We start from the raw sequence: 13,057 nt of genomic DNA, 5'->3' as shown, positions 1-13,057 counted from the left end.
TTTTAACAACATCTATTTTTATTTCATATGAAATTTTTGATTTTCTTCCCATGAAAAATGCTCCTCCTTAAGATAACAGTTTTATTATTTAAACTGTCTACCTTAAGGGGAGCATATCAAATAGTGTAGCTACCTTTTTATTGTATAGTACCTAATTGATCAAAAGGATAAATCCTATATGCACCAATCGCAATAACTTTATCTTTTTTTACTGCTCCAAACACTCTACTATCTAAACTATGTCCCCTATTATCTCCCATAAAGAAATAACTATCTTCTGGAATGATATAAGGAAAATCTATACGCTCGTATCTGGGGTCATATAAAGGTACCGTCATCACTTCCCCACCTAAATATGCCTCTTCATCTAATCTATTTCCATTTATATAAACATAACCGTCCCTTAAATCGACTATTTCTCCTGGCATACCAATTAAACGCTTAACCATTCGTTCTTTGTCTTGATAAAAGATTACAACCTCACCTCTTTCAGGCTCTCTATAATAAGAACTTATCCTACTTATAATCAGATTATCTCCAATCTTAATAGTAGGCTCCATAGAACCTGAAGGCACTCTTGTCCTTGTTGCAATAAACTGAGTAATAAGCACTGCCACAAGTATCACTATTAATAAGTCTTTTATTGTATCCATTATGTTCTTTGCTTTAATCACTTTATCCATATGCTCCTCCTTTAATAGTGATGACTTCTTTATCTTTATTCTAGTCCTATCCTCCTACCCCTGTCAAACTCCTACTGCACCTAGGTCATACGTTATTCTTATTTAAAAGGGATAAATAGTAAAAAAGGGTTACCTTTCGGCAACCCTTTTTTGGCTAGGAAATCGTATTTAGAGGAGTTTATTGTTGGTCTGCTAATTTTTTGTATTCTGCATAACGCTCTTTAGCATGTTTTTCAGCTAACTCGAATAATTGTTCACTTTCTTCTGGGAACTGTTTAGCAAGTGATGAGTAACGTACTTGATCCAGAATGAAATCTCTGAAGCTTTCTGTTGGCTCTTTAGAATCTAAGCTGAATGGGTTTTTACCTTGTTCTATAAGATCTGGATTGTATCTGTATAAATGCCAGTAACCAGCTTTAACAGCATCACCCATGTTAGCCATTGAGCAGCCCATACCTTTTTTCAGACCGTGGCTGATACATGGTGCATAAGCAATGATGATTGATGGTCCATCGTATGCTTCAGCTTCTAAGATTGCTTTAATTGTTTGGTTTTTATCTGATCCCATGGCAATCTGTGTTACATATACATTACCATAAGCCATCATCATACGTCCAAGGTCTTTTTTCTTAGCACGTTTACCTGATGCTGCGAATTTAGCAATTGCTGCAACTGGTGTTGATTTAGATGATTGACCACCTGTATTTGAATAAATTTCTGTATCGAATACAAGAACGTTTACATTTTGACCTGATGCAAGAACATGGTCAAGACCGCCGTAACCGATGTCGTATGCCCATCCGTCACCACCAAGAATCCATTGTGAACGTTTTACAAGGTAGTCTTCTCTTTCTTTAATTTCTTTTACAAGTTTAGCTACTGTTTCGTCTGCAACAGTAAGGTTTGCAAGAACTTCACTTACAGCCTTGCTTGCTGCTTTTGAACCTTCACCATTTTCTTTATTTGCAAGCCAGTTTTCAAATGCTTCTTTCGCTTCAGCTGGAATATCCATTTGAACAAGCTCTTCCATATTTGCTGTAAGTTTTTCTCTCATTTGTTTTACAGCAAGGAACATACCGTATCCATACTCAGCATTATCTTCGAAGAGTGAGTTCGCCCATGATGGACCTTTGCCTTCGTGGTTTGTTGTGTATGGTGTTGATGGTGCACTACCACCCCAGATTGATGAACATCCTGTTGCGTTAGCAATCATCATACGATCACCGAAAAGTTGTGTTACAAGTTTGATGTATGGTGTTTCACCACAACCAGCACATGCTCCTGAGAACTCTATAAGTGGTGTTTTGAACTGACTATCTTTTACTGTTTTACCTTCTACAAGGTCACCTTTGTAAGAAACTTCTTTAACTGCATAATCCCAGTTAGCTGATTCTTTTTCTACTTGTTCTGTAAGTGGTTCCATGAATAATGCTTTACCTTTAGCAGGACAAATATCAGCACAGTTTCCACAGCCTGTACAGTCAAGTGGACTTACTTGCATTCTGTACTCAAGGTCAACAAATGCTTTACCGATTGCTTTTTTAGATTCAAATCCTTCTGGTGCATTTGCTTTTTCATCTGCATTTACAAGGATTGGTCTAATACATGCATGAGGACATACATAAGCACATTGGTTACATTGAATACATGCTTCCACATCCCATCTTGGAATATCTACTGCAATACCACGTTTTTCGTAAGCTGCTGTACCTGCTGGGAATGTACCATCTTCATAGTCATTGAATGCACTTACTGGAAGGCTATTACCTTCTTGTGCGTTGATTGGCTCTACGATGTTTTTAATGAAATCTGGTTTTTCATCTACTTTTGCTGAACCACATGTACATGTACTACATCCACATGCTGTTGCTGCAGCTTCTGCTACTGCTTCACTTACATCTGATGCTTCTTTCCATGAAGCTGGTACTTCTACTTTAACAAGTGCATTCATACCTTTTTCTACAGCTTCGTAGTTCATAGCAAGAACTTTTTCACCTTTTTTACCATAAGCTTTTTTAATAGAAGCTTTAAGGTATTCTACCGCATCGTTTTCATCAATAATATTAGCAAGTTTGAAGAATGCAGCTTGCATGATCATATTGATACGTGAACCAAGGCCGATTTCTTTTGCAATATGTGTAGCATCTACGGTATAGAAGTTGATTTCATTTTCAGCAATGAAGCGTTTCATTTTTGCTGGTAAGTTTTTGTTTAAGCCTTCTAAATCCCACTCTGTATTAAGTACAAAGTTTCCGCCTTTTTTAAGACCTTTAAGGATATCATATAAGTTTACGAAAGCTTGTTTATGACATGCGATATAGTCAGCTTCATCGATAAGGTAAGTAGCACGGATAGGCTCATCACCAAATCTTAAGTGTGACATTGTAATACCGCCTGATTTTTTTGAGTCGTAATCGAAGTAAGCTTGAACATATTTGTTTGTATGTTCACCAATGATTTTGATTGCTTGTTTGTTAGCACCTACTGTACCATCTGAACCAAGACCCCAGAACTTACATCTGATTGTACCTGGTGAAGCAATTTTAAGAGTATCTTTTACTTCTAATGATGTACCTGTTACATCATCTACGATACCTACAGTAAATCTATTTTTAGGCTCTTCACTTACTAAGTTATCAAATACTGCTTTAAGATCTGTTGGTGTTACGTCTTTTGAACCAAGACCGTAACGTCCACCGATGATCATTGGGCTTCTTTCGCTATCATAGAATGCACCACGTACGTCTAAGTATAAAGGTTCACCAAGTGCACCTGGCTCTTTTGTACGGTCAAGTACACAGATTCTCTTAGCTGACTCAGGTACTGCATTTAAGAAGTGTTCTGTTGAGAATGGTCTGTATAAGTGTACTTTTACAAGACCGAAGCTTCCACCATTCGCATTAAGGTGGTCAATAGTCTCTTCTAATGCTTCTGTTACAGAACCCATAGCGATTACCACGTTTTCTGCATTTTCAGCACCATAGTAGTTGAATAAGTTATATGTTCTACCTGTTAAAGCAGACATTTTTTGCATATATTCTTCTACAATACCTACAATGTTATTATAGAATTTATTTGATGCTTCTCTTGTTTGGAAGTAGATATCTGGGTTTTGAGCTGTACCACGTGTTACAGGGTGGTTTGGTGATAATGCTCTAGCTCTAAACTCAGCTAATGCTTCTTGATCAATTAATGCTTCATAATCAGCATAATCTAATACTTCTACTTTTTGGATTTCATGAGAAGTTCTGAAACCATCAAAGAAGTGAACGAATGGAAGTCTACCTTTAATAGCTGCAAGGTGCGCAATAGGAGCAATATCTGCAACTTCTTGTACAGAACCTGATACAAGCATTACGCATCCTGTTTGACGAGCTGCCATAACGTCTTGGTGGTCACCAAAGATTGAAAGTGCTTGCGCAGCAAGCGCACGTGCACTTACGTGGAATACGCCAGGAAGAAGTTCCCCTGCTACTTTGTACATATTAGGTATCATTAAAAGTAAACCTTGTGATGCCGTAAAAGTTGTTGTTAAAGCACCAGCTTGAAGTGAACCGTGGAATGTACCAGCAGCACCTGCCTCTGATTGCATTTCTACAACACTTACTCTTTGACCAAAAATATTTTTCTTACCTTGTGCTGACCATTCATCAACTACTTCTGCCATTGTTGATGAAGGTGTAATAGGATAAATTGCTGCGACATCTGTAAAGGCATAAGCAGCATAAGATGCAGCTGTATTACCATCGATAGTCATCATTTTTTTTGCCATTATATTTCCCTCCTCAAAAGAATTACACTATTTATATAGTTATGAAAAAGTATTAAAAATATTATATTATAGTATATAATTTTCTAGTAAATTTCTAATATTTTAACTTTATGGATAATTATTTTCCTTTAGTTTTCATTATATCATACTTTTTAAATTTGAAAAGTGACTTTATCAATATTTGACATATTAATATTTTTACTTATAATTATTATTATATAGAACACACTATTTAAAAGGAGTCTTATCATGGGTAAACATCTTAATATAACCAATAATTTATTTTGGGTTGGCGCACTTGATCCTAACCTAAGAGTTTTTGATATTGTCATGGAAACAGAATTCGGAACAAGCTACAATGCCTATGTATTAAAAGGCAGTGAAGGTATTGCTGTTTTTGAAACTGTTAAAGAAAAATTCTTTGATGACTACTTAGATAACCTTAAAACAATCGTTAACCCTCAAGAGATTAACTATATTGTAGTTAATCATACAGAGCCTGACCATGCTGGTAGTGTTGCAAAACTTCTTGATGTAGCACCTGATGCAACAGTCGTAGGAACACTTCAAGCGATTAAATATATGGCTGAAATTATGAATAAGCCATTCAAAAGCCTTGTTGTAAAAGATGGTGATACACTTTCTCTCGGCAATAAAACAGTTCGTTTTATTCTTGCTCCATGCTTACACTGGCCAGACTCTATGTACTCTTACATAGAAGAAGACTGCACACTTGTAACTTGTGACTCTTTCGGTGCACACTACAGTGATGAACGTGTTTTCAAAAATCAACTTGAAGCTTCTAAAGAAGATGATTATGTTAAAGCTTACAAATACTATTATGATATGATTATGGGACCATTCAAACCTTTTGTTCTTAAAGCACTTGCTAAAATTGAGAACTTAGAAATTGAGTTCATCTGTCCTGGACATGGTATGATTTTAGACCGCTCTCAAATCGAAAAGTATATGAACTTCTATAAAGAATGGAGCCAGCCAGTAAAAAGAGCTGTACCAAGTATTGTTATTCCATTTGCATCAGCCTATGGTTATACAGAAAAATTAGCCTATGAGATCAAAAAAGGTATTGAAAGTACTAACCTTACATGTGACGTTCTTGTTTACGACCTTGTAACAGCAGATTTTGATGAAATGCTTGCTGAAGCTGGTCAATGCGCAGGGCTTTTAATTGGTTCTCCTACAATTCTTGCTGATACTCTTCCACCTATTTGGAAGCTCCTTACTTCACTTAACCCAGTGATCCACAAAGGTATTCAAGCAGGATGCTTCGGCTCTTATGGATGGAGTGGTGAAGCAACTAAACATATTGCTGAGCGTTTCCACCAACTTAAATTCCGTATGCCTCTTGAACCATTAAATATTCAATTCAACCCAAGTGAAGATAACTTAAAAGCTGCCTTTGAATTCGGCGTAGCTTTTGCAGAAGCTGTTCTTAAATAGTAGATACAAAATGAGACTGTTGCTTAGTTCTCCATAAAGCTTAGCAACAGCCTTTTTTATTGGTTTTTATTGATGATAATATCTATAAAGTTCATTTAAAATACATGCTATAAGCTCACTACGATTACAATATGTACCCGTAATCTCCGTAAGTGCTATATTCCCATCAGCAGCTTCATGCACATAGATTCCTATACCAATGATGATTTGTTTAATCGTTTGACTTTCTGCCTCTATAACCATATCTGTCATAATACCGCATAGCTTACGATTGTTATATAAAATATTATTCTCATCATTGATAATACTATCTACGCCACTTACTTTTAATATAGCTTGATGCACTGCCTTACTATTATACGCTAAAAAAGTCTTCAGTTGCTCTAGAGATTCCCTCATACGAATAGCTACACTCATATATACCCCTTTACCTTCTGGGGAGTAAAACGGCATCTGATTTTTAGCTTGCCCTTTTTCTTGCTTCTCACTTGCTACTACAACCCAATCCGCCTCAGTATTAATACTTTCTAAATATACAGCCTTATTAGTAGAATCAATAGTTTTATAAAGGTGGATATGGTCTATTGAAAGCTCAGGGATTAAAAATTGATTTACCTTTGTATGAGATAAAATATCTGAGTTAACATTTAATCTATATCCTTTTTTCTTGATAGATTCTATATCATATCCTTCTTCTCTCAATGCATTAATCTGTTTCCATATAGCTGTTCTAGAAAGGCCTAAATCCTCAGCTATTATCTGTCCAGATAAGTATTCCCCTTTATGTGCTTCAAATAATTCTAGTAATTTCATTTTAGTCATTTTATCCCCTCCCTATCATAGTTATAGTCTAATCTTAAGGTGTAAGCAAGTCCTTTTAAAACTTATATATAACGAAAAAAGTCTTACTCATTAGAGTAAGACTTTTACTTTAGAGCGGGTGATGGGAATCGAACCCACGTGGCCAGCTTGGAAGGCTGGTGTTCTACCATTGAACTACACCCGCATTGCATATTTGATTTTTTAAAAGATGCGGGTGAAGGGAGTCGAACCCCCACGCCAATGGCGCTAGATCCTAAGTCTAGTGCGTCTGCCAATTCCGCCACACCCGCATATGAGCCACCGGAGGCTCGAACTCCGGACCACTTGATTAAAAGTCAAGTGCTCTACCAACTGAGCTAGTGACCCATGAAACAGGGCTAGGAGGATTCGAACCTCCGAATGCAGGAATCAAAATCCTGTGCCTTACCGCTTGGCGATAACCCTATGTCATTCATATGCAATATTTATTTTATAATTAAGGTTTATATAGGGTGGAGAATGGGATTCGAACCCACGGCCTCCAGAGCCACAATCTGGCGCTCTAACCAACTGAGCTATCCCCACCATATACAAATGACCCATAGGAGAATCGAACTCCTGTTACCGCCGTGAAAGGGCGGTGTCTTAACCGCTTGACCAATGGGCCGTCTCTTGACTACTTCGTTAGTTTAGCATATATATTGACGTATGTAAATAGGTTTTTTACATTTTTTTAGTTTTTTTTTCTTTTTATTGGAACTTATCTTAGTATAACCCATAAAGTTAATAATTATTTACTCTTATTTAGGATACACTAATAACATAAATCATTTTTTCTGAAGGAAGGGAACGTATATGGATAAAAAAGATTTCATAAAATTTTTACTTGATGAGCGCACTGAAATAGAATATGATGATAAAATCTTTACAAAATACATTAAGGGTCCTTTAAATAAAATTAAAATTGGTAATGATCTGATCTATGAAGTACACACTGAAAAGAAAGTACTTATTGTAACCAATGCTCTTTACTGTACCTTCAATCATGATGCCTACTGGGACGTTGCACAACTAGCTGGATTAGAAGAAATTATTGCAGATCCTAATACACTCATCCGCATTTAACGATGCTTACTTTTATATGCTCTTTTACAAAAACAGGGACTAATCTACATATTATGTAGTAGCCCCTGTTTTTATTTAATTTATTTTAAGCTTCTTTAATCGCCTTTAGAATTTCCTTTTTATAAGTTATAAAAACCTCTGAAGTTGTAAAATCATCTGTAGAAATTTTTGCTCCTTCAATAGTAAACATCTTTGTAAGCCTTCCAGGATTCCCTGCCATAATATAAATACGGTCAGAAAGTAAAATTGCTTCATCAATATCATGGGTAATAAAAAGGGTTGGACTTCTCATCTCTTTCATAATCTCTAAATACCAATCATGGATATGATGTTTAGTAATAGCATCTAAGGCACTAAAAGGCTCATCTAATAGCATCAACTTACTACTGAATAAATAGCTTCTAAGAAGTGCTGCTCTTTGCCTCATGCCTCCTGATAGCTGAATAGGATACTGTGTCTTAGTTCCCTCTAAACCAAATTGCTTAAAGTAAGTGCTTGCTTTCTCCCGAGCTTCTCTTTTAGACATACCTTTAAGTAAAAGAGGAAGGCTTACATTATCAATAATAGTTTTGTATGGCATAAGTAAGTCTTTTTGTTGCATATAGCTTGCAATACCTGTCTGCCCCGTTATATCTTTATCCTCTAAATAAATATGACCACTATCAGGCTTTTCAAGTCCTGATAAAATATTAAATAAAGTAGTCTTTCCTATACCACTTATCCCTAATAGAGATACCAGCTCACCTTCTTTAAGCTCTAAGGAAATATCTTCTATAATCTTTCTTCCATCATAACTTTTACAAATATGTTCAGCTTTAAAATACATACTTATCACCTATTGTGGTAAATAGGCATTTGTAAAACCTTGGCTACCTAACTCTGCACCAATAAGTCCTTCTTCATACATCCAGTCATAGAAAGTAGTCCATCTTGTTTCATCAATGGTTCCCCATCTTGCTTTCTCTGCTTGGTATTCATTTGCTAAGAATGCCTGACTTGCTTTTGCAAGTTCTAAATCTACTTCTGGTGCATGTTTCACTAAAATCTCTGCTGCCTCTTCTGGATTTGCAATAGCATATTCATAACCTTTAGCTGTAGCCTCTAAGAACTTTTTAGCCTCTTCTTCATTTTCTTCAAGATACTTTGTACCTGATGCAAGAACTGGTGTATAGAAGTCAAATACAGGATTAATATCTCTAAAAGCTATATAATTTGTATCAAGGCCTGCAAGCTCTGTAGCAATTCCATCCCAACCATAGTATACCCATACAGCATCAATATCTGTTTGAAGTGCAGAAATAACGTCTGTCACTGTATTTGGAATAAGTTCCACTTTAGAGAAGTCTCCGCCATCTCCTTCAACAATATTCGTTAAAATGGCTCTCTCAAAAGGTGTATCCCATGAAGCATAGCGTTTACCCTCAAGCTTACTTGGTGAATCAATACCTTTTTCTTTAAGTGAAATAATACCCGATATATTATGGTCAATAATGCTTGCAACCGCTACTACTGGAAGTGGATTTTCTGATGTTAAGGCTGGTCCTATTTCCTCTTGGAAAGATACTGCAAACTCTGCTTTACCAGCTGCCACTAGCGATAAGGCTCCTCCTTCTGGCGGCTGCATAATCTCTACATTTAATCCTAAATCTTTATAAAATCCTTTTTCTAAGGCTACATATAAACCCGTATGATTTGTATTAGGTACCCAATCTAGTACAACAGTTACATTATTATCTGCTTTACTAGCACTACATCCTACCATACCAAAAGCAAGTAGCCCCGCCATAAGCATACTCATTAATTTTCTTTTCATGGTGTACTCCTTCTATTTATTAGTACTTCTATGTATTACGAAGTTCATTTTTTATTTAATCTCTCGATTATCTACTTGTTATTTATGTTCAATCTCTTTATTTTTTGTTCTGTATCCTCTTATATGGCATAATCTTCCTATCAAGCAGACTAACTAACTTCATAAGTACTAAACTTATTAAACTTACTAGGAAAATAACTGCAAACATCTTGTCAAAGGCATAAGACTTTCTTACCCTTGTCATGTATACACCAAGGCCAGCTGTACCCCCAAGCCATTCTGCAACAACAGCGCCTATAACTGCATAACTTACAGATACTTTAAGACCTGCTAAAAAGCCTGGAAGTGCACAAGGTAGTTTAATATGCCAGAAAATCTGCTTAGCATTTGCCCCCATAGACTTCATAAGTCTAATAGTATCTCTATCTGCCTCCCTAAAACCATCTAATAAACTAATGGTAATAGGGAAAAAGCATACTAAGAAAATAACCATTACCTTAGGGGCCATACCATACCCCATCCACAGTACAAGTAATGGCGCAATAGCGATAACGGGTACTGTCTGTGAAATGATTAAAAGAGGGTAAAGTGATTTATGAAGCCCTCTGTAATGATCCATTCCTACTGCCAAAATAAATGCAACTAAAATCCCTACCCCAAGTCCTAACAATGCCTCACTTAGTGAAATCATTAAATGTCCCATTAAGACGTTAAACTCATTTATGAAGGCCTGCATAACCTGAATAGGTGATGGTAGCATATAGCCTGGTACAAGCTCTAATGAACATACCACTTGCCAAATTAGGATAAGTCCTATTATAAATCCCGGTGCATAAAGTTTATTGATGATGTTTTGTAACTTTTTTATCAATAGACCATACCCCTTCACCTGGATTATAAGCTACCTTCATATAACTCATAACACTTGGTGCACCAGCGCGAATACATATTTTTTGGCACTCCTTTGCAATATCCATAAGCTGATCAAAATCTCCTTCAATGGTTGTTTCAAAAGGCCCTACAAAGGTATTAAGCCCTGTAGATTTTATGTACGCAATGACCTCATCTACTACGCGGATTACTTCTTCACCTTCTACTTTAGGTAATACTTGAATAGCTAAACTTGCATTAAACTGTTCCATTTTCTTATTCTCCTTTATTCACATATTTGTTGGTTACTAGCGTATTTATCCACACTTTATACGTTTTTCATGTGAGTCATGTGCACAACTTTCGTGTTTACTTCCTATAATATAAAAAATGCGCAGCTTAAGCTGCGCATTTCATCACCCTATAGATACACCTATCCTAAAAATATGTATATACCTATAGAGACTCTCTTTGAAAGTTAGATTTCCTACGCCAGCATTACCTGGATCAGGTTATAAGGGTCTAGAATGCCATTTCATTCAATCTCAGCCAAAAAGGTTTTAGCACCCCTGTTATTCAGTTCAATTTTTATTATAGACTCATTTTATAGATTGTCAAATAATAATTTTTTAAGCTGCTTCTGATTTAAGAAAGGTGCCCAGTTTTCCATAACACGCTTTTTCACCCCTTCTTCTTTAGCATGATCAATAACCTTATCCTTTTGCTCTGCATTTAGAAAAGGTATGAGACTTTCTATCATTTCATATTCTCCCCTTGTTATAACCAGATCTATAAGTGAATTTCTAAGCTCTAGTGTCATAAAAGGATATAAACCCTCTAATTCATCCTTCATCCAATGAGACATGAAATGTTCCATTAACTTTTCTTGCTGATTAGCACTTAAGAAAGGATAAATATCTTCTATTTCATCCCACTCTTTTTCTTCCGCTATATAATAGTCAATAAGCATATTTTTGTGCTCGGCCTTTAAGAAAGGATAAATTCCTTCATCTACCTTATTTAAATCTCCCTCTTCTATTACTTTATGAATAATCTCCCCTAACGCTTCTGCGCCTAAAAAAGGAAGAAAACCACTAATACTTTCTAAATCTATATTCACCCCTTCTATAATCTCTTCAAAGACCTTTGGCTTTGTAAGAGGCGCAATGCCTTCTAGAATATCTTGTACATTTTCTAATTCTTTTAAGGCTACTTTTGCTTGATCAATTTTATCAATTACAATATCTCCAACAAAGACCTCTACTTTCGTCTTTTCTTCACTTCTTTCTGTCTGCCCTTCTCTCTCCCCTTTTAATAACTCATCTACTGTAATATTAAAAGTCTCAGCCAGTAAAGGTAACATCGTAATATCAGGTAAAGATTCAAGTCTCTCCCACTTAGATACAGCTTGATGGGAAACATGTAAGATTTCTGCTAACTCAAACTGTGTCATATTTGCTTCTCTTCTTAATTCACTTATAAAAACACCCATATTGTTAATGTTCATCATTTCTCACCTCTTGTGTAGTATAGACTCAGCTTACCAAAAGGCTCTTATATATGCAATCAACTGTCAGTAGTGCTCTCAAGCTAAGCTATGCAACCAATGGTTGATTGGCAAAAATAAAAACATCTGATAATAAATCAGATGTCTTAAAAGTCTGTAATAATTTCTCTATCAATATCTAGTAATTCTGCCTCAGTGTTCTCTTGTATATAAGAAATAACTTGATTTAATAAAGTATCTGCAATTTTAGTTTCATTTGTTACTATACTTAGCCCTAAAATAACTGTCTGATGCATATCTAAAGCTTCTACTTCTGAAATAGAAATACAAAATTTACTTCGTACTTTGCCTACTAAACTTCTTACAATCATTCTTTTTTCTTTAAGAGAATATACCCAAAGTGCATAAAGCTTTAACTTACATAAACCTACAACCATTTTCTTCTCCTTAGAAATCTAGTTTTACAGTTTTAGTATAAATAATTTAAATAAAAAAATACAGAGTATCTTCTAGATGATACTCTGTATTTTTCGCAATAAAAAGAGCGCGAGACGGGACTCGAACCCGCGACCCTCTCCTTGGCAAGGAGATGCTCTACCAACTGAGCCACTCGCGCATAGATTTGGCAACCACTTACTCTCCCGGGCCGTCTCCAGCCAAGTACCATCGGCCGCTTTAGTCTTAACCTACGTGTTCGGTATGGGAACGGGTGTTTCCCTAAAGCGCATCGTCACCAAAAATTATTAAAGTATATTACTTATACTTTCAAAAACAAATACTGCAACAAGTTAACCTTGTTTTTTAGGTCAAACCCTCGAACCGTTAGTATTGGTCAGCTACACATGTTACCATGCTTACACCTCCAACCTATCTACCTTCTAGTCTACAAGGGGTCTTACTCCTTTCGGATGGGAAGTCTTATCTTGAGGTCTGTTTCACGCTTAGATGCCTTCAGCGTTTATCAGTTCCAGACTTGGCTACTCTGCTATAGGCTTGGCAGCCTAACAGATGCACCAGCGGTCCGT

At 36.1% G+C, this 13,057-nt stretch carries 11 protein-coding genes, 7 tRNA genes, 2 rRNA genes and 1 riboswitch; of the genes, 2 read left to right on the top strand and 18 right to left on the bottom strand.

What is annotated here, in order from left to right; translation table 11 throughout:
• Nucleotides 1-137 precede the first annotated feature (137 nt).
• Both lepB and nifJ read right to left on the bottom strand, forming a co-directional pair.
• Nucleotides 138-683, bottom strand: a complete 546-nt coding sequence (gene lepB / locus H8718_RS18520) for a signal peptidase I (RefSeq protein ID WP_249334425.1) — start codon at nt 681-683, stop codon at nt 138-140.
• A 178-nt stretch (nt 684-861) separates the two neighbouring features.
• Entirely contained in the window at nt 862-4,455 is a 3,594-nt protein-coding gene (gene nifJ / locus H8718_RS18515; protein WP_249334423.1) for a pyruvate:ferredoxin (flavodoxin) oxidoreductase, read from the bottom strand.
• 249 nt (nt 4,456-4,704) lie between these two features.
• Here nifJ and H8718_RS18510 point away from each other — a divergent pair, with 249 nt between their 5' ends.
• Nucleotides 4,705-5,916 (top strand): FprA family A-type flavoprotein, encoded by a 1,212-nt coding sequence (locus tag H8718_RS18510; RefSeq protein ID WP_177671975.1) that lies wholly within the window; start codon nt 4,705-4,707, stop codon nt 5,914-5,916.
• 66 nt (nt 5,917-5,982) lie between these two features.
• Here H8718_RS18510 and H8718_RS18505 read toward each other — a convergent pair whose 3' ends face one another.
• The 7 genes from H8718_RS18505 to H8718_RS18475 all read right to left on the bottom strand — a co-directional run bounded on the left by H8718_RS18505 (nt 5,983) and on the right by H8718_RS18475 (nt 7,384).
• The gene (locus H8718_RS18505) at nt 5,983-6,738 is read right to left on the bottom strand and encodes a biotin operon repressor (protein ID WP_249334422.1); all 756 of its coding nucleotides are present in this window, start codon (nt 6,736-6,738) and stop codon (nt 5,983-5,985) included.
• Between the two features lie 113 nt (nt 6,739-6,851).
• Nucleotides 6,852-6,922, bottom strand: a tRNA-Gly gene (locus tag H8718_RS18500).
• 25 nt (nt 6,923-6,947) lie between these two features.
• Nucleotides 6,948-7,028, bottom strand: a tRNA-Leu gene (locus tag H8718_RS18495).
• A 3-nt stretch (nt 7,029-7,031) separates the two neighbouring features.
• Nucleotides 7,032-7,104 (bottom strand) — tRNA-Lys (locus tag H8718_RS18490).
• Between the two features lie 6 nt (nt 7,105-7,110).
• Nucleotides 7,111-7,182: transfer RNA gene (locus H8718_RS18485), tRNA-Gln, on the bottom strand.
• A 46-nt stretch (nt 7,183-7,228) separates the two neighbouring features.
• A tRNA-His gene (locus tag H8718_RS18480) sits at nt 7,229-7,302 on the bottom strand.
• A 10-nt stretch (nt 7,303-7,312) separates the two neighbouring features.
• Nucleotides 7,313-7,384, bottom strand: a tRNA-Glu gene (locus tag H8718_RS18475).
• 188 nt (nt 7,385-7,572) lie between these two features.
• On the opposite strand from H8718_RS18475, the gene H8718_RS18470 reads away from it, so the two are divergent.
• Nucleotides 7,573-7,842, top strand: a complete 270-nt coding sequence (locus H8718_RS18470; protein WP_249334421.1) for a hypothetical protein — start codon at nt 7,573-7,575, stop codon at nt 7,840-7,842.
• Between the two features lie 85 nt (nt 7,843-7,927).
• Here H8718_RS18470 and H8718_RS18465 read toward each other — a convergent pair whose 3' ends face one another.
• From H8718_RS18465 to H8718_RS18425, 9 genes are all read right to left on the bottom strand, one after another.
• Nucleotides 7,928-8,668, bottom strand: a complete 741-nt coding sequence (locus tag H8718_RS18465) for an ABC transporter ATP-binding protein (RefSeq protein ID WP_177668491.1) — start codon at nt 8,666-8,668, stop codon at nt 7,928-7,930.
• A gap of 9 nt (nt 8,669-8,677) precedes the next feature.
• Nucleotides 8,678-9,655 carry an ABC transporter substrate-binding protein gene (locus H8718_RS18460; RefSeq protein WP_249334420.1) on the bottom strand — a complete coding sequence of 326 codons (978 nt, stop codon included), beginning with the start codon at nt 9,653-9,655 and terminating at the stop codon, nt 8,678-8,680.
• Between the two features lie 97 nt (nt 9,656-9,752).
• Nucleotides 9,753-10,526 carry an ABC transporter permease gene (locus H8718_RS18455; RefSeq protein WP_249334419.1) on the bottom strand — a complete coding sequence of 258 codons (774 nt, stop codon included), beginning with the start codon at nt 10,524-10,526 and terminating at the stop codon, nt 9,753-9,755.
• Nucleotides 10,495-10,797, bottom strand: coding sequence for a thiamine-binding protein (locus H8718_RS18450; RefSeq protein WP_249334417.1), 303 nt, complete (start codon nt 10,795-10,797; stop codon nt 10,495-10,497). The genes H8718_RS18455 and H8718_RS18450 overlap by 32 nt, the downstream gene beginning before the upstream one ends.
• A gap of 194 nt (nt 10,798-10,991) precedes the next feature.
• A riboswitch (TPP riboswitch) is annotated at nt 10,992-11,106 on the bottom strand.
• Nucleotides 11,107-11,129: 23 nt separating this feature from the next.
• A complete protein-coding gene (locus H8718_RS18445; protein ID WP_249334413.1) occupies nt 11,130-12,035 on the bottom strand; it encodes a helix-turn-helix domain-containing protein in 906 nt (301 codons plus the stop codon).
• A gap of 143 nt (nt 12,036-12,178) precedes the next feature.
• Nucleotides 12,179-12,469 carry a DUF503 domain-containing protein gene (locus H8718_RS18440; protein WP_249334412.1) on the bottom strand — a complete coding sequence of 97 codons (291 nt, stop codon included), beginning with the start codon at nt 12,467-12,469 and terminating at the stop codon, nt 12,179-12,181.
• Between the two features lie 106 nt (nt 12,470-12,575).
• Nucleotides 12,576-12,648 (bottom strand) — tRNA-Gly (locus H8718_RS18435).
• Nucleotides 12,649-12,652: 4 nt separating this feature from the next.
• Nucleotides 12,653-12,770, bottom strand: a 5S ribosomal RNA gene (gene rrf, locus H8718_RS18430).
• 64 nt (nt 12,771-12,834) lie between these two features.
• Nucleotides 12,835-13,057, bottom strand: a 23S ribosomal RNA gene (locus tag H8718_RS18425); the annotation flags it as partial.

Source organism: Zhenhengia yiwuensis (assembly GCF_014384995.1).
Lineage (GTDB): Bacteria > Bacillota > Clostridia > Lachnospirales > Cellulosilyticaceae > Zhenhengia > Zhenhengia yiwuensis.
The sequence above is the reverse complement of the archived record's forward strand: the minus strand, read 5'-3'. Positions and strand labels throughout refer to the sequence as shown.

Excerpts from the sequence above, each read along its gene's own strand:
- H8718_RS18460 (WP_249334420.1), bottom strand. The coding sequence starts at position 9,655 with ATGAAAAGAAAATTAATGAGTATGCTTATGGCGGGGCTACTTGCTTTT.
- nifJ (WP_249334423.1), bottom strand. The coding sequence starts at position 4,455 with ATGGCAAAAAAAATGATGACTATCGATGGTAATACAGCTGCATCTTAT.
- H8718_RS18440 (WP_249334412.1), bottom strand. The coding sequence starts at position 12,469 with ATGGTTGTAGGTTTATGTAAGTTAAAGCTTTATGCACTTTGGGTATAT.
- H8718_RS18470 (WP_249334421.1), top strand. The coding sequence starts at position 7,573 with ATGGATAAAAAAGATTTCATAAAATTTTTACTTGATGAGCGCACTGAA.
- H8718_RS18505 (WP_249334422.1), bottom strand. The coding sequence starts at position 6,738 with ATGACTAAAATGAAATTACTAGAATTATTTGAAGCACATAAAGGGGAA.
- lepB (WP_249334425.1), bottom strand. The coding sequence starts at position 683 with ATGGATAAAGTGATTAAAGCAAAGAACATAATGGATACAATAAAAGAC.
- H8718_RS18450 (WP_249334417.1), bottom strand. The coding sequence starts at position 10,797 with ATGGAACAGTTTAATGCAAGTTTAGCTATTCAAGTATTACCTAAAGTA.
- H8718_RS18510 (WP_177671975.1), top strand. The coding sequence starts at position 4,705 with ATGGGTAAACATCTTAATATAACCAATAATTTATTTTGGGTTGGCGCA.
- H8718_RS18445 (WP_249334413.1), bottom strand. The coding sequence starts at position 12,035 with ATGATGAACATTAACAATATGGGTGTTTTTATAAGTGAATTAAGAAGA.
- H8718_RS18465 (WP_177668491.1), bottom strand. The coding sequence starts at position 8,668 with ATGTATTTTAAAGCTGAACATATTTGTAAAAGTTATGATGGAAGAAAG.